The sequence below is a fragment of the Deinococcus depolymerans genome (assembly GCF_039522025.1).
Classification (GTDB): domain Bacteria; phylum Deinococcota; class Deinococci; order Deinococcales; family Deinococcaceae; genus Deinococcus; species Deinococcus depolymerans.
This window is the reverse complement of record NZ_BAAADB010000003.1, coordinates 103,459-120,168: the sequence shown is the minus strand read 5'-3', so window position 1 is coordinate 120,168 and position 16,710 is coordinate 103,459. Positions and strand designations below refer to the sequence as shown.

Here is a 16,710-nt window from a genome sequence, read left to right as displayed (position 1 = left end):
ACTCGGAGAGCTGCTCCGCAGAGCAGGAGAGAAACGGGTTCCGGACGTGGAGCTGGCAACCCGGTGCTGTCCCGGGTAACGAAACAAACGGAATCCGTATAAGGGCGGCAGCGGGAAGAGGGCCGTGAGGGCCGTTCCCACTGCCTCCTGCCTGCTGCCTCCTTTCACGCCCGCACGTTGATCAGTTCCATCAGGCGCAGGTAGGCCTGCGCGGTCACCTGCACGTCACCGAACGAGCGGTGGCGGCCGCCGGGCGCGAAGTTCAGGCCCAGGCGGTCGGCCAGGACCGTCAGGTTGTGCGCGCGTTCCTTCGGGAAGGCGCGGCGGGAGAGCTGCACCGTGCAGTGCTCGCTGGCTGGCGCCCACGTCAGGCCGTACCGCTGGGCGTTGGCGCGCATGAACCCGCCGTCGAAGCCGATGTTGTGCGCCACGACCGGCCAGCCGTTCACGTACTCGATGAATTCCGGCAGGACCTCCGCGATGGTGGGGGCGGCGCGGACCATCGCGTTGCTGATGCCGTGGACCTGCTCGGCCCGCCAGGGGATCATCAGGGTCTGCCCGTCCGGGGTGGTGGGGCGCACCAGCGTCTCGTACTTCAGGTGTTCCTGCACCTGACCGTCCACGATCCGCACCGCGCCGATTTCCACGATGCCGTCCCGTTCCGGTGAGAGGCCCGTGGTTTCAAGGTCGAACACGACAACATTCACGCCCCGCAGCGTAGCGCGTGCGGGGCGGGGCTTCTGTGGGGTGTGCGGGGCGGGGGCCTGTCATACGGACTCGGATTGAATGGCCTTTGCAGCCCATTCAATCCGAGCGGACTCGTAGAGCTGCGCTGCAGAGCGAGCAGGAGAGAAACGCCCCTCCGGACGTGGAGTTGGCAGATCGGTGGTGTTCCGATCTGTCAACGAAACAAACGGAATCCGTATCAGGTGGGAGCGGTCAGGGCGGCCAGGGCCTCTTCCTTGCCCTTGGCCTCGACCTCGATCCAGGGCACGTCGTGGTAGGCGCTGGGCAGGTGGGTGATCAGGTGGCTGTGGCGGCGGTCCTGGGGGCCGTCGATGCCGTTGCTCAGGTGCACGACCTGCCAGTCGGGGGGCGTCCAGGTGCGGCGTGCGCTCAGGACCCACTGGCGGACGCTGGGGTGTTCCTGGTCGGGCAGGCGGTCGTGGATGACGTGGTGGTGCGCGTCGAACACGAGGGGCGTGCCGGTGGCCTCGCAGACCGGCAGCAGGTCGCGGGGGCTGTAGGCGCGTTCGTCGTTTTCCAGGCCCAGGCGCAGGCGGACCGGGTCGGGCAGGTCGGGGATCAGGGCGCGCAGTTCGGCGGCGCGGCCGCCCTTGCCGCCGTGCAGCAGCAGCAGGTTCCAGGGGGTGCGGCCCAGGCCCAGGTCGTCCATGACGCGGGCGTGGGCGCGGATGGCGCGCAGGCTGCTCTCGCGGACTTCCGGGCGGTCGCTGTTCAGCACGATGAACTGCTCGGGGTGCATCAGGACGCGGATGCCGGCGTCCGCGAAGGCCTGCCCGGCGCGGGTCAGCTGCGGGGCGAGGTGGGTGAGGACGGCGGCGCCCGTGTCGTCCCCGGCGAGGTCGAGCATGGGGAACAGACTGGAACTCAGGCGGTACAGGCGGATGCCGCGCGCCTGGCAGAAGGCGGCGGCGGCGCGCAGCCGGGTGATGTTGTCGGCGTACAGGTCGAGCAGCGTGCCCTCGCGGGCGGTGGGGGTCAGGGCGCGGTAGCGGGTGAGGGTGATGGTCCGGAAGCGCACCTCGGGGCCGGCGGTGAGGCACACGAGGCCGTAGGCAGGAGCGGGTGGGGTGGTCACGGGCGGTCCCGTTTGGCGGCGGCGCGGCAGCGGTCCGAGCAGTACAGGACCTGATCCCAGTCGCGTTCCCATTTCTTGCGCCACGTGAAGGGCAGGCCGCAGTGGGCGCAGATTTTACTGGGTCGCTGGCTGGGGGGGCGACCGCCGCCAGGGCGTTTGGCAGGGGTGGGGCTCATGCGTCCGAGTGTGGCGCGTGGGCGGGTGGGGATGTGTGGGCGGGAATGCCGGGGGCCGTCATGGTTTCTGATGGTTCGGTTCCTCCCCGGTCTGAAAGGCCTTTCAAGATTGGGGTTCTTGCGGGTTCCGGCGTGGAACCGTTTCCCCCGGCCTGTTCAGAGGGACGCCTTTCGTGAAACGCGACGAAAGCCCCTGCCAGGGCCTGTTTCGGGCCGGGCTTCACCCGCGATCCGGGGCGGCAGTCTCCCCTCCACCCATCTTGACAGCGCTTTCAGAAATGGCTTAGGCTCGGAGGGACAGCGCAACCCGACGGGCCACCCGCCCACCACCGTCCCCCACTGCCGCGCAGCGGGGCGACCCTCACGGCACGTTCTCAAGGAGCCCCGCCATGACCCGATTCCGCCTGCCGTCCGCCCTGACCCTCGCCGTGAGCGCCGCGCTGCTGGCCGGCTGCGCCCGCTCCGGTGCCAGCGACCCCACCCCGGTCTGGCAGGAAGAATTCAGCGGCAGCGGCCTCAGCAGCGCCCGCTGGACCCCGCAGACCGGCAACGGCTTCATGTCCGGCAGCGAGTACGTGAGCGGCTGGGGCAACAACGAACTCCAGTACTACACCGACCGCCCCGCCAACCTGCGCGTCGAGAACGGTGAACTGGTCATCACCGCCCGCCGCGAGGCGTACGCCGGCGCCGCCAACGGCAAACCCGCCAGCTTCGACTGGACCTCCGCCCGCATCCGCACCGCCGGGAAGTTCAGCCGCACCTACGGCAAGTTCGAGATCCGCGCCAGATTCCCGGCCGGCAAGGGCCTGTGGCCCGCCATCTGGCTGCTTCCGGAAGAACCGAACCCCTACGGCACCTGGGCCGCCAGCGGCGAGATCGACATCGCCGAAGGCTGGGGCAGCAAACCCACGGAACTCGCGCAGACCCTGCACTACGGCGGGCAGTGGCCGAACAACGTGTACTCCGGCACCACCGTGAACTTCCCGAACGGCGGCACCATGGACCAGTGGCACACCTACGCCGTGGAGTGGACGCCCGGCAAGATCCAGTGGTTCATCGACGGCAAACTGACCAGCGAGAAGACCGGCTGGTGGAGCGCCAGGGGCACGCCGCCCACCAGCGACGCCGACCTGCACCCCTGGCCCGCCCCGTTCGACAAACCCTTCCACCTGCTGCTGAACCTCGCGGTGGGCGGCAACTTCGACGGCAACCCGAACGCCAGCACCCCGGGCACGGCCGAGATGCGCGTGGATTACGTGCGCGTGTACGGCCTGAACGGCGAGACCGCCAGCGCCGGCCCCCGCCCCACCATGAAGTACCCCTGGACGCCCGCCGTGGCCCGCCCCGCCCAGCCGGACGGCAACCTCGTCTACAACGAATCCTTCGACTGGGCCGACACCGATCCGCGCGTCACCAGCGACGCCCCCCGCCTGGACGGCGTGGTCCAGAGCGCGTACTGGACGCTGTTCCGCAGCGACGGGCAGGCCACCCTGAGCAACGACGCGGCCGCCGGGAAGGCCCTGAAGGTGGACATCACCAGCCCCGGCACCGTGAACTACGCCGTACAGGTCCGGCAGGACGGCCTGAACCTGGAAAGCGGCGGGAAGTACGAGGTGAGTTTCGACGCCTGGGCGCAGACCGCGCGGCCCATGATGCTGAAGGTCGGCGGCGGCCCGGACCGGGGCTACGCCGCGTACTCCGGCGAGCAGACCCTGACCCTGGGCACCACGAAGGAACGCAGGACCGTCACCTTCGACATGAAAGCCACCACCGACGCCGCCACCCGCCTGGAATTCAACCTGGGGAACGCCGGGACCGGCGCCGTCTGGATCGACAACGTGGTCGTCAAACGCGTCGGGAACGCCGCCGGGGCCAGACCACCCGCCGCCGACGGGAACCTGCTGTACAACGCCGCGTTCACGCAGGACAGTCCCAACCACCCCGGCATCGCGGGCGTGCCCGGCACCGCGTACTGGAGCACCTGGAGCAACGTGCCCGACCGCCTGAACACCAGCGTCAGCGGCGGCACCGTCACCCTGAACGTCAAGAACGTGGACCCCGCCAACAACTGGCACGTCCAGCTGAACCAGACCGACGTGCCCCTGACCGCCGGGAAGTCCTACACCCTGACCTTCAAGGGCAGGGCCACCGACGCCCGCGAGGTCGCCGTGGTGGTCGGCGAGAACGGCGGCAGCTACGCCCGCTACCTCGACAGGACCGCCGCCCTGAGCGCCACCGAGCAGACCTTCACGTACACTTTCACCCCGACCGTCACGAACCCCGCCGCGCAACTCCAGATTCTCGGTGCGGTCGGCACGCCCGGCAGCAGCTACGGCCTGAGCTTCCGCGACTTCAGGCTCGTGCAGAACCCCTGATACGGACTCCGATTGAATGGGCTGCAAAGCCCGCTGGGTCCGAGCGGAGCGAGTGGGAACAAAACGGGTTCCGGACGTGGAGTCGGCAATCCGGTGAAGTTCCGGATTGTAGGCGAAACAAACGGAATCCGTATGACCTGAACGGAACCTCTCCCCCACCCTGAACGCCTGCCAGGGTGGGGGATTTCGCTGCCGGTCATTCTCGCTTGCCGTGGCTGGCGGCCCGTCGCATGATTTGCCCAGCAAGCCTTGCATCACAAGGCATTGCTCCGGAGGTCCTCCTTGAACCCACTCAAATCCGGCACCATCGACCTCGTCATCCTCGCCGCCCTTCAGGAGCAGCCCCGCTACGGGCTGGAACTCGCGCAGCACATCGGCACCCGCAGCGGCGGCCTGTTTGAACTCAGCGAGGGCACCCTCTACCCCGCCCTGCTGCGCCTCAGTCGCGCCGGACTCATCGAGGGCCAGTGGCACCCCACCCCCGGCGGCGGCAGTCCCCGCAAGGTGTACACCCTGACCGACAGTGGCGGTCAGGAACTGGAACGGCGGCGCGGCGAGTGGCAGACACTCCAGGCAGCCGTGAACGCCCTGATCAGCCGGCGAACGGAACTCGCGTGAGCCGCGTCTCCCGTTACATCCGCCGCGCCACCACCGGCCTGCCCCGCCACGAACGCCTGGAGGTCGCCGCCGAACTCCGCACCCACCTCCTCGACCGGGTGCGGCAACTGGAAGCCGAGGGCTTCAGCCGCGAGGAGGCCGAGCATCTGGCCGTGACCGCCATGGGCCACCCGGCGCGCACCAACCGCGCCCTGCTGGGGCACGTGTTCACCACCGCGCTGGGCTGGACCGTGCTGGCCACCCTGGTGATCGGGGGCGGAGGCTGGTGGGTCTGGACCCACGTGCCCCTCCCGCTGCCCGGCGTGCGCGAGGCCAGCTGGAACTGGTCGCAGGAACTGAGCAGCGACGACCTGCGAGACGTGCTCGCCACCCCGGACGCCCCCCGTGGTCAGATGCTGGCGGCCACGCTGCGGGTCCCCCCGCGCACCGAGTGGGTGTACGTGGCCCTGACGCCGCTGACGCAGACGCAGGGGCGCTCTTCCTTGTCCGCCCACCGGCTGGTTCCCGCGCCGGGCGACGGCCCGAACCGGGTACGGCTCGCGCGGGCCGTGCTGGGGAGCAGCCCCTGGGACGCCAGCCTGTGTCACGGCGACGGACTGGCGCTGTTCGCGGCCCTCCGCTGGCCCGCCGAGAGGAACCCCTCCCGCGAATCGCCCACCTGCCTGGCAGGGCTGCCGCCCCGGCAGAACCTCGACTGGGTGCAGGCCAGCTGGGGCCGCACCTCCTGGACCGTCCGGGACATCCGGAGTGACCATCACCGCTCGGCCCGGACGCTGCCCATGAACGAGTGGACACCCCTGGCCGTGTACGGCCTGGACTACACGCGGCCGGGAGGGAAGCAGCGGAGCGTGATCTGGCGGGAGGACGGGCAGGAGATGGACGTGGCGTACCTGTACTCGGTGATGCCCGCCGACCGTCAACGGCACCCGGCCAGGGACGGGAACACCCCCAACCTGACCTACTTTCAGGACGGGCGTTCAACCTGGACGAAGGGCACGCCGGACATTCCCTGGCCGGATCTGAACCTCAGCCGCTGACGGTCTCGCGGCCCGCCGCCTGCTGGCCCAGCGCGGCGTGCGCCTCGAGCAGCAGGGCCTCGGTCTCGTCCCAGCCGACGCAGGCGTCCGTGACGCTCAGGCCGGGCACCAGGGTGCCCAGGTCCTTGGGGATGCCCTGTTTGCCGGGGCGGAGGTTGCTCTCGATCATCAGGCCGCGCACGGCACTCTGCCCGGCGGCGCGCTGGTGCAGCACGTCGCGCCACACGAGGCTCTGGCGGGTGTGGTCGCTGCCGCTGTTGGCGTGCGAGCAGTCCACCATCACGGCCGGGGTCAGGCCCGCGGCGGTCATGAGACTGGCGGCCTCCTTCACGAACTGCGGGGCGTAGTTGGGGCCGCCGCGGCCGCCGCGCAGGATGACGTGCCCGTCGGGGTTGCCGAGCGTGTGGACGATGCAGGCCTGCCCGTCGTCATCGACGGTGAAGAAGGCGTGCGGGGCTGCGGCGGCCACGATGGCGTCCACGGCGAGTTTGATGCCGCCGCCCGTGCCGTTCTTGAAGCCCATCGGGGCGGACACGGCGCTGCTCATGACCCGGTGCGTCTGGCTTTCGGTGGTGCGCGCGCCCAGGCAGGCCCAGGCGACCGCGTCGAACACGTACTGCGGCGCGAAGGGGTCCAGGAGTTCCGTGGCGACCGGCAGGCCCAGTTCGCTGACCTGCACCATGAGTTTGCGGGTCAGTTCGAGTCCCTTGTTGATGTCGTTCGTGCCGTTCATGTCCGGGTCGAGCAGGTAGCCGCGCCAGCCGACGGTGGTGCGGGGTTTGTCGACGTACACCCGCATGTGCACCTCGAGGCGGTCCTTCACGCGTTCACGCAGCGCGGCGAGGCGGCGGGCGTACTCGAGTGCCTGCTCGTGGTCGTGGATGGAGCAGGGGCCGACCACGACCAGCAGGCGGTCGTCGCGGCCGTGCAGGATGTCCTGCGCGGCCTGCCGGCCGGCGAGGACGGTCGCCTCGGCCTGCGGGGTCAGGGGCCAGCGGGCCTTCAGGGCGCGGGGGGTGATCAGGGGCGTGAAGCCGCTGACGTTCAGGTTCTCGGTGCGGCCGGCTTCGATGATGGGGTCGGGGTGCGTCATGGGGGTCCTCGGGGGTGGGGGGAAAGAAAAGGCCCGGTGGCCTCTGGGGGCTCACCGGGCGGCGGGGTGCAGCGCTGCTAGGCCCGGTGGGTACCGAACCAATAAAAGAAAGCGGCGCGCGGGGTCATGGGGGAAGTGTAGGCCCGCCGTGGACCGGGGGGCGGCGCGGCGGTCTAGGGCAGTGACAGAAACCTGTCCAGGCCCGTGGGAGGGCACAGGACCGGCGTCCGGCTCTCAGCGGCGTTCAGTCCTGCGGGGCGGCGATGTGCCGGAGGTTCTCCAGGCGTCCGGCGAGGTCCGTGAGGTTCAGGGCGCGCAGGGCCTTGGCGGCGCGGGTCAGGCCGGCCTCGTCCACGCGGCCCTGGTTCCAGCCGGCGATCAGCATGGCGCAGCCCTGCAGGGCGTCGGTGACGGTCTCGCGGTGGAACATGGCGGCCAGCGTGCCGGGCTGGGCGGGCTGGGTCTGCTGCGCCTGCGCCTGCGCGTCAAGCACGACCTGCATGAACACCGGGTCCAGGCGGGCGCGGTCGTCGGGGGTGATGGGGGTGCCGGCGTTGCTGGTCATGGCAGGCAGTGTAGTCGGTGGCAGGAAGCGTGGGCGGGCGGCGCCGGGCGGACAGGCGGGTCTTCATCGTCCCTTGCCGCGGCGTTGGCTGTCTGCGGGGCCTGCCGGGGCGGGGTCGGCGAAACCCGTATCTTGTTGCATTGCGCGGGATGCAGGGGGTTGGATGGCATGAAGTACGATCCGGGCAGCAGGTTCTTCGATGAGATGTTCAGCGCGTCCGGGCAGGTCCGGCCGCATTACGAGGGGGTGCGGGCGTACCTCGAGCAGCTGGGCGTGGCGGAATTCGAGCGGCGCCGTCACCTGCTGGACGCCGCGTTCCGGAATCAGGGCATCACGTTCACGGTGTACGGGGACGCGCAGGGCACCGAGCGGACCTTCCCCTTCGATCCGGTGCCGCGCGTCATCCCGGCGTCCGAGTGGGCGCACGTCGAGGCGGGCCTCACGCAGCGGGTCCGGGCGCTGAACGCCTTCCTGACCGACATCTACAGCGGCGCGCAGATCCTGGCGGACGGGGTGATCCCGGCGGAACTGGTGTTCACGTCCTCGCACTTCCGGCGCGAGGTGCACGGGGTCACGCCGCCGGGCGGGGTGTTCATTCACGTGGTGGGCACCGACCTGATCCGCGACGAGCGCGGCGAGTACCTGGTCCTGGAGGACAACCTGCGTTCCCCGAGCGGCGTGTCGTACCTGCTGGCCAACCGGCAGGCCATGACCCGCATCTACCCCGGCATGTTTGAGGGTCAGGGCGTCCGGCCGGTGCAGCAGTACGCGACGGCGCTGCTGGCGAACCTGCAGGCCGTCAGTCCCAAGCCGGGCGGGACGGTGGTGGTGCTCACGCCCGGCATGTACAACAGCGCGTACTTCGAGCACGCGTACCTCGCGCAGCAGATGGGCGTGGAACTCGTGGAGGGCCGCGACCTGTTCGTGGACGCCGGGCGGGTCTGGATGCGCACCACGGGCGGGCGCCGGCAGGTGGACGTGATCTACCGCCGCATCGACGACGACTTCCTGGACCCGCTGGCGTTCCGGCGGGACAGTTCGCTGGGCGTGTCGGGCCTGATGGAGGTCTACCGGCAGGGGCGCGTGGCGATCGCGAACGCGGTCGGAACGGGCGTCGCGGACGACAAGGCCGTGTACGCCTACGTGCCGGACATGATCCGCTACTACCTGGGCGAGGCGCCGCTGCTGAACAACGTCCCCACGTACCTGGGCTGGAATGCCGATCACCTGGAGCACATGCTGGCGAACGCCGGGGACCTGGTGTTCAAGGCGGTCGGAGAGGCGGGCGGCTACGGCATGCTGATCGGTCCGGCCGCCACGCGCGACGAGACGGCCGCGTACCTGGAGCGGGTGCGGGCCAATCCGCGCGAGTTCATCGCGCAGCCGGTGGTGGGCCTGTCGCGCCACCCGACGCTGTACCCGGACACCGGGACCTTCGAGGGGGCGCACATCGACCTGCGGCCGTACGTGCTGTTCGGGCGGGACGTGACGATCGTGCCGGGCGGCCTGACGCGGGTGGCCCTGACGCGCGGGAGTCTGGTCGTGAACAGTTCGCAGGGAGGCGGCAGCAAGGACACCTGGGTGCTCGATCATGACGGGCCGGGGCCGGCGCAGGGCATGACGCAGCACCTGCATGGCGATCCCGTGCCGGGCCAGACACAGGGCCAGTCGCAGGGCCAGGGGCAGACACAGGCGCAGTCGCGGGGCGGCGCGCACTCGTACCAGCAGCTGGAGAAGACGGAACTGGGCACCGGCCAGCCCGGAGAGGAGACCTGATGCTGCTGCTGTCACGACTGGCCGAGAACCTGTACTGGATCGGGCGGTACATGGAACGCGCCGAGAACACCGCGCGGCTGCTGAACGTCAACTACTACGCCACGCTGGAATCCGCCGGTCGGGTCAGGGAACACTGGCGGCCCCTGCTGGAACTCACGGGCGGCGAGGGTCCGGTCATCAAGCGGTACGGGCGGGTGGATACCCGCAGCGCCACCGCGTGGCTGGCGTTCGATCAGGACAACCCGTCCAGCATTGCCAGCAGCCTCGCGCGCGCCCGGCAGAACGCACGCGGGCTGCGTGACCGCATTCCCAGCGAGATGTGGGAAGCGCTGAACCGCTCGTACCTGAACCTGTGCTTCGAGACGGGCGGCGTGATGGACCGCGACGGCCTGTACGAGTACTGCGTGGCGGCGCGCGAGGCGTCGCAGTTCTTCTTCGGGATCGCGTTCGCGACCCTGCCGCGCGACGAGGGCTGGTCGTTCCTGCGGTCCGGGCAGATGCTCGAACGGGCGGACAACACCGTGCGGGTCCTGCAGGCACGGCTGGACAGCCCGGAGGACCCGGCGGCGGCGGGCGGCCCGGCGGACCCGACGTGGCGGGCGCTGCAGGAGCAGCGCTGGGTGAGCGTCCTGAAGGGCGCGAGTGCCTTCGAGGCGTACCGCAAGAGCGTTCACAGTGGCATCGACCCGCGCGGCGTGGCGGGGTTCCTGCTGTTCGACGAGTTCTTTCCGCGCAGCGTGCGCTACAGCGCCGAGAACCTTCACGACGCCCTGGCGCAGATCGACCGCCGCCACCCGGACGCCCACCCGGAGATCCTGCGGCTGTCGCGCTGGCTGGTGGCGCGCCTGCAGTACGCGCGTGTGGACGACGTGCTGGGCGCGCCGGGCCCGACGCTGCCGGACCTGCTGGTCGAGATCAACCGTGTGGGCGCCGCGATCGACGCGGCGTACTTCCGGCAGGAATGAGACGGACTGCCGTCTGTTCCGTTGACACCCCGGAACCACACCGGGTTGCCGACGCCACGCCCGGAACCCTCCTGATACGGACTGCCGTTTGTTTCGTTCACAGATCGGACCACCACCGAGCTGTCGACGCCACGTCCGGAACCCGCCCAGCTCCTCCTCGCTTCGCTCGAATGGAACGGCTTTGCAAGCCATTCAATCGGAGTCCGTATCACATCCGCTCGGACCCGGCGGGTTTGGCAACCCATTCAGTCGGAGTCCGCATGAACGCTTCGGCACGCGCCACCACACCCGTCCCCGGCGCGACAGGACAGGCTCCCGCGAAAGGACAGGACTGATGCGCTGCGAGATCCGGCACGCCACCGAGTACCGCTATCCCAAACCCGCCTGGGATTCGTTCAATCAGGTGCGGCTGCACCCCAGTCAGGAGGCGCGGCAGACCGTGCGGTCCTTTCACCTGCACGTCGCGCCGGACGCCGAGATCACGTCCCACAAGGACTACTTCGGGGCGATCGTTCATCACGTGCATGTGCACGACCCGCACACCCACCTGCTGATCGAGGCGCAGGCACTCGTGGACACGCACCCGGTCCCGGACCCGGCGCCCGTGCCGTTCGGAACGCTGTGGGCCGAACGGGCGCGGCACACCGAGTTCCTGGTGGCCAGTCCGCGCGTGCCGGGGGGGGCGTGGCCGGAACTGTTCGGCGTGACCCGCCCGGCCGGCGGGGACGACCTGCCGTCGTTCCTGTCGGACCTGAATTCGCAGCTGTACCGGCAGTTCACGTACGACACGCAGGCCACGACCGTCAGTACGCCGCTGGCCGAGTTCGCCACGCACCAGCGCGGCGTGTGCCAGGACTTCACTCACGCCATGCTGGGCGTCACGCGGCAGCTGGGCATCCCGGCGCGGTACGTGAGCGGCTACCTGTACAGTGGCGGCGAGATGGTCGGTGCGGAGGCCACACACGCCTGGGTGGAGTGTTTCATTCCGGGGTACGGGTGGCTGGGCTTCGATCCCACGAACAACTGCGTGGCACGCGAGAAGCACGTGAAGATCGGGCACGGCCGCGAGTACAGCGACGTGTCCCCGGTGCGCGGCACGTACTACGGCGGCGGGCAGGGCCGCATGGACGTGGCGGTGCACGTGTACGGCGACCAGTAGGACGTCCGGCGGGCAGACGGGGGCGGGGCCGGTCATCGGTGCGCCGGCCCCGCCCCCGTGGTCAGGTCCGGCTCAGCTGCCCGTGACGGCGCGGCCCACCGCGAACAGGCCGCCCACGACGCCCGCCACGATCAGGCCCACGACCGCCTGCGCGATCCACGCGAGGACCAGGGTGACGGCGGCCTGGGTCTGGTCGCGCAGGTTCATGCTGCTCTGCACGGCCAGGAACCCGAAGTACACCAGCACGAGGCTCAGGGCGAGGCTGACCAGCCAGCCGAGAATCGGGATGACGCCGATCAGGGTCATGACGATGCTGATCGGCACGTAGAACAGCGCGAAGGTGTACGCCACCTCCGGGTACGTGCCGGTGCCCCTGAACAGGGTGCGGCCGATCAGGTACACCGCGCCCGTGAACATCAGGAACCCGACCGGCACGCCGATCAGGCGGCTGAACAGCTGCCCGAAGAAGGTGACGTCGCTGTGCAGGAACGAGAACACGGCGGCAATGACAGCCGAGACGACGGCGGCCAGCATCACGTAGGTCAGGGCGCTCTGCAGGCCGCCGCGGCGTTCGTAGCGCTCGAAGGTGACGGGGCTGGGCTGCGTGAGGACGGCGGTGCTCTGCGCGAACATGTCCTGCACGCTGACCTGTGGTCCGGTGACGGGGTTTCTCATGCTCCTCAGTACGGGGGGCGGCGCAGGGAAGTTGCGTGCCACTGACCGCCCGTTCACTTCACCGAGTCTTCATGCAGGGCGGTCGGGGGGCGCACCATGTGGGGGCCGCCGGGTCATGCTGGACCGCATGACCCATCCCGACGCCTCCCGTCCCCTGAACGTGCGCACCTCGACCGCCCTGATCACCGGCGCCAGCAGCGGCATCGGCGAGAGCCTCGCGCGGCGGCTCGCCGCTCACGGCGCGGACCTGATCCTGGTCGCCCGCAACGAGGCCCGCCTCAGCGCCCTGGCCGCCGAACTCCGCGGGCGCTGCCACGTTCAGGTCCACGTGCTGCCCGCCGACCTGAACCGCCCCGGCGCGGCCGCCGACCTGCACGCCGCCGTGCAGGCGCGCGGCCTGAACGTGGACATCCTGGTGAACAACGCCGGGCTGGGCAGTTACGGCGAGTTCCGCACCCAGCCGCCCGCCGAGATCGACCGCATGATCGCCGTGAACGTCAGCGCCCTGACCGCCCTGACCCGCGCGTTCCTGCCGGACATGCTGGCGCGCGGGCGCGGCCGCGTGCTGAACGTCGCCAGCACCGCCGCCTTCCAGCCGGGCCCGATGATGGCCGTGTACTACGCCACCAAGGCGTACGTCCTGAGCTTCAGCGAGGCCGTCGCCGAGGAGGTCACGGGCAGCGGCGTGTCCGTCACGGCGCTGTGCCCGGGCCCCGTGCAGACCGGATTCCAGGCAGTCAGCCAGCTGCACGAGAGCGACCTGCTGAGCGGACCGGCCCGCCTGACCATCCTGAGTGCCGACGAGGTGGCCCGCCTGGGCGTGCAGGGCATGCTGCGCGGACAGCGGGTGGTCGTGGCAGGCCGGTTGAACCGCGTGCAGACGCTGCTGCCCCGCCTGCTGCCCCGCGCCGTCATGACCCGCCTGATCGCGCGCGTGCAGGCCCGCCGCCACTGAACCCGGTCCCGGAGCGACGGACTGGCAGGGCCGCCCGGACCGGGAGAGGAGCCTGCCCCGGCCCCGGCACCTTTGCGGAGCGCGCGGCATGAGAGAATGGAAACGATGACGGATTTTTCCTCCACCGGAGACCAGCAGACCCACTCGGGCTTCATTGCCATTATCGGCAAGCCCAACGTGGGCAAGAGCACCCTGCTGAACAGCTTCCTGGGCACCAAGGTCGCCCCCACCAGCCCCCGCCCCCAGACCACCCGCCGGGGCGTGCGCGGCATCCACACCACCAGTGACCGCCAGATCGTGTTCGTGGACACGCCGGGCCTGCACAAACCCAAGGACGCCCTGGGCAAGTACATGAACCACGAGGTGCACAGCGCCCTGGCCGACGTGGACGCCGTCGTGTGGGTCGTGGACCTGCGCCACCCGCCCACCGACGAGGACCAGCTGGTCGCCCGCCAGGTCCGCGACCTGCCCAAGCCGCTGTTCCTGGTCGGCAACAAGACCGACGCCGCCAAGTACCCGGACGAGGCCATGAAACTGTACCGCGCACTCCTCGAGGGCCGCGAGCACGACATCAGCGAGACCATGCTGAGCGCGCAGAACAACCCGGCCGCCGTGGCCACCCTGCGCGAGCAGCTGCTGGACGCCCTGCCGGAGAACCCGTTCTTCTTCCCGCAGGGCGCCGCCAGCGACCAGACGCGCGAGCAGTGGGCGGCCGAGATCATCCGCGAGGAAGCCATGAAGAAACTGCGCGACGAACTGCCGTACGCCGTCGCGACCCGCGTGAACTCCTGGACCGAGCGGCAGGACGGCCTGCAACGCATCGAGGGCGAGATCGTCGTCGAGAAGAACGCCCACAAGGGCATGGTCATCGGCGCGGGCGGCAAGCAGCTGCGCGAGATCGGTCAGGCCGCCCGCAAGCAGCTGGAAGTGTTCCTGAGCCGCAAGGTGTACCTGGGCCTGGAAGTCATCGTGATCAACAACTGGCGCGAGGACGAGGAAGCCCTGCGCGAACTCGGGTACGAGTAAGGGTTTATACCGGCACGACCACCAGCCGGGGCGGAACGCAGATCAGCGCGTTCCGCCCCGGCTCTGGCTACCCTGGCGGTCAGCGCCCCCGTTCCCGCAGCGCGTCCTCGTAGAACAGTTTCGTGTGGTGCATGCGGATCAGGCGGGCGTCGTACAGGGCGTCGAATTCGGTTTTCGGCACGAAGCGCACCTCGGTCACCTCGTCCGGCAGGGCGGGGCGGAAGGTGGAGTCCGGTAGGGCCTCGGCCAGCCACGCGTGCCGCAGGACGGGCACGCCGTCCGGGAAGTGACCCAGGTACGCGGCCAGGAATTTCAGGAGGCGGACCCGCACGCCCGCTTCCTCCCACGCCTCGCGCATGGCGGTGTCCTGGGGGTTCTCGCCGTCCTCGACGGTGCCGCTGGGGATGTGCCACAGGCCCGCCTTCTGCCGCTGGCCCGGCACGCCGTTCTCGCGGACCATCAGGAGGTCACCGGCGGCGTTCAGGATGACCACGCCCGCCGCGCGGTGGGAGACGGGGGTATGGAGTTCGGGGCCGAACTGCATTTACCAGCCGTTCCGTTCGCGCAGCACGGTGATCTGGGCGGTGTGGTGCCGTCCGTGCCAGGCGTACATGGCGAGCAGGGTGTCCACGGTGTACGTGCGGCCCTGCGCGGGGTGCGTCCAGGGCCTGGCCCAGTCGGGGCCGGCGGGGTCCAGCGAGGCGAACAGCATGCCCAGGCGCGAGTGCAGCGCGTCCAGCAGGTTCAGGCTGACGTCGGGGACCAGTTCGTGGTCCGGGAGGGTCGCCCAGCGGTCCTCCTCATAGGGTTTGATGGTGGGGTTGTCCTCGGTCAGCGCGAGTTTCAGGCGGATGAAGGCGTTCATGTGGCTCTCGGCGACGTGGTGGACGACCTGCCGCACCGTCCAGCCGCCGTCGCGGTACGGGGTGCCGAGTTGTTCGTCGGTCAGTCCCTGCACGGCGTCGAACAGGTCGGCGGGCAGCGCGAACAGGTGCCCGAGGGCCTCGACGCGCTCGACGGACGTGAGGGTCTGCGGGGTGGGCATCGGCCCGAGCGGGTAGCGCAGGTCGCCGGTCACGGGGTGACCTCGGTCTTGCCGGACTCGCCGGGTTCGCCCGCGTCCTTGCGGGTCCAGCGGGTCGCGTCGCGCTTCTCGACCTTGGCCATCATGCGTTCGAAGCCGCGTTCCAGGTTCAGGCCGCGTTCGTTCGCCATGCAGATGGTCACGAACAGCAGGTCCGCGAGTTCCATCTCGAGGTCGCCGGTTTCCTCGCCGGGTTTGGGCGTCTTGCCGTTCTCATGGGCGATGACGCGGGCGATCTCGCCGGTCTCCTCGGTCAGGCGGGCCAGCATCAGCAGCGGCGGGAAGTACCCTTCCCGGAACTGGCTGATGTAGGCGTCCACGCGGGCGCTGGCGTCCTCGAAGGTCAGGCTCATGCGGGTCAGCATACCGGCAATGGCCGGGGGGACCGTGCGCCAGCTGGCCGATGCGCGGGCCGCCCGGCGGGGCGCAGCATGGGGCATGACCGCGCCGCGTCCGCTGCACCATCCTCTGCCCCACCCGCTCCACAGTGCCGGGCCGCCCGTGTGGGACGTGACCCGCGCCGCCGGGCTGGGGGCGCTCCCGGCCAGTCCGGACGCGCTGGCGTTCCTGCCGGACCTGCGCGCGGCGCTGGCGGGCGTGCTGGTCGCGGCGGGCGGCGTGGACCTGGTGTTCGTGGGCCGCTCGCCCGAGCCGCTGCGGGCGTACCTGGGGGGGTTGCTGTGGGGCGTGGGCGTGCCGTGGCGGGTGTCGGGTCTGAACGTGTCGCTGCTGAACGCCACGCTGGACGCCGGGCAGGTGCGGACGCTGCGGCCCCTGCTGGCCGGGGCGGGCCTGCACCCGCGTGAACTGGTGCGTTCGGGGCGCCGGGCGGCGCTGGTGGACGTGGTCGCGTCGGGCGGCACGTTTGCCGAGCTGCACCGGGCGCTGCGCGACTGGGCGCAGGAAGACGGTCTGGGTGGGCGCTGCGTGACCCGGCGGGTGCGGCTGGTGGGCCTGCTGCGCGGCGGGTACGCGCGGCCCGCCGCGCAGCGCTGGAACGCGCAGTCCGGATTGCGGGGCGTGCAGGCCCGCAGCGTCCTGACCGGCGCGGCCCTGTGGTCCTGGCTGGCCGAGGACGGCGGGAAGGTCGCGCCGCGCTTTCCGGCCGACACCTGGGCCGCGCCTCCCGGCGGGCTGCCCGCGCGTGACCCGGAACGGCTGGCGGCGCTGGCGCAGGCGCGCACGCTGTTCCTGCTGGGGCAGCGGCGCGACGAGCGGGCGGTCATGACGGCCGCCCTGAACGCCGCCGGGGGGCAGCGGGTGGCGGCGGTGCGCGCCCTGTGCGGCGCGTGGCGGGGCGCGGCCTCTCCCCTGCCGGAACGGGGGGGCCGCCTGCCCCGTCACCGCCCGGCAGGCTGAACGGGCGAGGGGGGAATCCGGCCCG

At 70.6% G+C, this 16,710-nt stretch carries 18 protein-coding genes; 9 read left to right on the top strand and 9 right to left on the bottom strand.

Annotated features, from left to right (window positions below; all coding sequences use genetic code 11):
- Positions 1 to 164: 164 nt before the first annotated feature.
- The 3 genes from ABDZ66_RS00975 to ABDZ66_RS00965 all read right to left on the bottom strand — a co-directional run bounded on the left by ABDZ66_RS00975 (position 165) and on the right by ABDZ66_RS00965 (position 1,998).
- Complete coding sequence (locus ABDZ66_RS00975; protein ID WP_343755081.1) at positions 165 to 707, bottom strand: 3'-5' exonuclease; 543 nt, start codon at positions 705 to 707, stop codon at positions 165 to 167.
- Between the two features lie 218 nt (positions 708 to 925).
- Positions 926 to 1,822, bottom strand: a complete 897-nt coding sequence (gene uvsE, locus ABDZ66_RS00970) for a UV DNA damage repair endonuclease UvsE (RefSeq protein ID WP_343755079.1) — start codon at positions 1,820 to 1,822, stop codon at positions 926 to 928.
- On the bottom strand, positions 1,819 to 1,998 hold the full coding sequence (locus ABDZ66_RS00965) for a DUF2256 domain-containing protein (protein ID WP_078300327.1): 180 nt from the start codon (positions 1,996 to 1,998) through the stop codon (positions 1,819 to 1,821). The genes uvsE and ABDZ66_RS00965 overlap by 4 nt, the downstream gene beginning before the upstream one ends.
- Before the next feature lie 389 nt (positions 1,999 to 2,387).
- Between ABDZ66_RS00965 and ABDZ66_RS00960 the strand changes: the two genes are divergently transcribed.
- The 3 genes from ABDZ66_RS00960 to ABDZ66_RS00950 all read left to right on the top strand — a co-directional run bounded on the left by ABDZ66_RS00960 (position 2,388) and on the right by ABDZ66_RS00950 (position 6,028).
- Positions 2,388 to 4,373 carry a carbohydrate binding domain-containing protein gene (locus ABDZ66_RS00960; protein WP_343755074.1) on the top strand — a complete coding sequence of 662 codons (1,986 nt, stop codon included), beginning with the start codon at positions 2,388 to 2,390 and terminating at the stop codon, positions 4,371 to 4,373.
- A 282-nt stretch (positions 4,374 to 4,655) separates the two neighbouring features.
- Positions 4,656 to 4,991 carry a PadR family transcriptional regulator gene (locus ABDZ66_RS00955; protein ID WP_343755072.1) on the top strand — a complete coding sequence of 112 codons (336 nt, stop codon included), beginning with the start codon at positions 4,656 to 4,658 and terminating at the stop codon, positions 4,989 to 4,991.
- Complete coding sequence (locus ABDZ66_RS00950; RefSeq protein ID WP_343755070.1) at positions 4,988 to 6,028, top strand: permease prefix domain 1-containing protein; 1,041 nt, start codon at positions 4,988 to 4,990, stop codon at positions 6,026 to 6,028. Before ABDZ66_RS00955 ends, ABDZ66_RS00950 begins: the two co-directional genes overlap by 4 nt.
- Here the strand turns inward: ABDZ66_RS00950 and ABDZ66_RS00945 are convergent.
- Positions 6,018 to 7,121 (bottom strand): 3-deoxy-7-phosphoheptulonate synthase, encoded by a 1,104-nt coding sequence (locus tag ABDZ66_RS00945; protein WP_343755068.1) that lies wholly within the window; start codon positions 7,119 to 7,121, stop codon positions 6,018 to 6,020. The genes ABDZ66_RS00950 and ABDZ66_RS00945 overlap by 11 nt on opposite strands.
- 244 nt (positions 7,122 to 7,365) lie before the next feature.
- Positions 7,366 to 7,686 (bottom strand): hypothetical protein, encoded by a 321-nt coding sequence (locus tag ABDZ66_RS00940; protein WP_343755066.1) that lies wholly within the window; start codon positions 7,684 to 7,686, stop codon positions 7,366 to 7,368.
- Between the two features lie 168 nt (positions 7,687 to 7,854).
- Between ABDZ66_RS00940 and ABDZ66_RS00935 the strand changes: the two genes are divergently transcribed.
- The 3 genes from ABDZ66_RS00935 (at position 7,855) to ABDZ66_RS00925 (ending at position 11,586) form a co-directional block, all read left to right on the top strand.
- Positions 7,855 to 9,462 carry a circularly permuted type 2 ATP-grasp protein gene (locus ABDZ66_RS00935; RefSeq protein ID WP_343755064.1) on the top strand — a complete coding sequence of 536 codons (1,608 nt, stop codon included), beginning with the start codon at positions 7,855 to 7,857 and terminating at the stop codon, positions 9,460 to 9,462.
- Positions 9,462 to 10,427 (top strand): alpha-E domain-containing protein, encoded by a 966-nt coding sequence (locus ABDZ66_RS00930; protein WP_343755062.1) that lies wholly within the window; start codon positions 9,462 to 9,464, stop codon positions 10,425 to 10,427. The genes ABDZ66_RS00935 and ABDZ66_RS00930 overlap by 1 nt, the downstream gene beginning before the upstream one ends.
- Before the next feature lie 334 nt (positions 10,428 to 10,761).
- The gene (locus ABDZ66_RS00925; protein WP_343755060.1) at positions 10,762 to 11,586 is read left to right on the top strand and encodes a transglutaminase family protein; all 825 of its coding nucleotides are present in this window, start codon (positions 10,762 to 10,764) and stop codon (positions 11,584 to 11,586) included.
- Positions 11,587 to 11,658: 72 nt separating this feature from the next.
- Here the strand turns inward: ABDZ66_RS00925 and ABDZ66_RS00920 are convergent, their stop codons facing one another.
- Positions 11,659 to 12,261: a YIP1 family protein gene (locus tag ABDZ66_RS00920; protein ID WP_343755058.1), complete on the bottom strand. Its 603-nt coding sequence runs from the start codon at positions 12,259 to 12,261 to the stop codon at positions 11,659 to 11,661.
- A gap of 127 nt (positions 12,262 to 12,388) precedes the next feature.
- On the opposite strand from ABDZ66_RS00920, the gene ABDZ66_RS00915 reads away from it, so the two are divergent.
- Both ABDZ66_RS00915 and era read left to right on the top strand, forming a co-directional pair.
- Complete coding sequence (locus ABDZ66_RS00915) at positions 12,389 to 13,216, top strand: SDR family NAD(P)-dependent oxidoreductase (protein WP_343755055.1); 828 nt, start codon at positions 12,389 to 12,391, stop codon at positions 13,214 to 13,216.
- Positions 13,217 to 13,321: 105 nt separating this feature from the next.
- Positions 13,322 to 14,242 (top strand): GTPase Era, encoded by a 921-nt coding sequence (era, locus tag ABDZ66_RS00910; protein WP_343755053.1) that lies wholly within the window; start codon positions 13,322 to 13,324, stop codon positions 14,240 to 14,242.
- Positions 14,243 to 14,321: 79 nt separating this feature from the next.
- Here era and ABDZ66_RS00905 read toward each other — a convergent pair whose 3' ends face one another.
- From ABDZ66_RS00905 to ABDZ66_RS00895, 3 genes are read right to left on the bottom strand one after another with little or no spacing between them, the layout of a single operon-like run.
- The gene (locus ABDZ66_RS00905; protein WP_343755051.1) at positions 14,322 to 14,786 is read right to left on the bottom strand and encodes a Nudix hydrolase; all 465 of its coding nucleotides are present in this window, start codon (positions 14,784 to 14,786) and stop codon (positions 14,322 to 14,324) included.
- Positions 14,787 to 15,320, bottom strand: coding sequence for a YfiT family bacillithiol transferase (locus ABDZ66_RS00900; RefSeq protein WP_343755050.1), 534 nt, complete (start codon positions 15,318 to 15,320; stop codon positions 14,787 to 14,789).
- Positions 15,317 to 15,679: a nucleotide pyrophosphohydrolase gene (locus tag ABDZ66_RS00895; RefSeq protein WP_343755049.1), complete on the bottom strand. Its 363-nt coding sequence runs from the start codon at positions 15,677 to 15,679 to the stop codon at positions 15,317 to 15,319. The genes ABDZ66_RS00900 and ABDZ66_RS00895 overlap by 4 nt, the downstream gene beginning before the upstream one ends.
- A gap of 85 nt (positions 15,680 to 15,764) precedes the next feature.
- Here ABDZ66_RS00895 and ABDZ66_RS00890 point away from each other — a divergent pair, with 85 nt between their 5' ends.
- On the top strand, positions 15,765 to 16,685 hold the full coding sequence (locus ABDZ66_RS00890; protein ID WP_343755047.1) for a hypothetical protein: 921 nt from the start codon (positions 15,765 to 15,767) through the stop codon (positions 16,683 to 16,685).
- Positions 16,686 to 16,710: the final 25 nt, after the last annotated feature.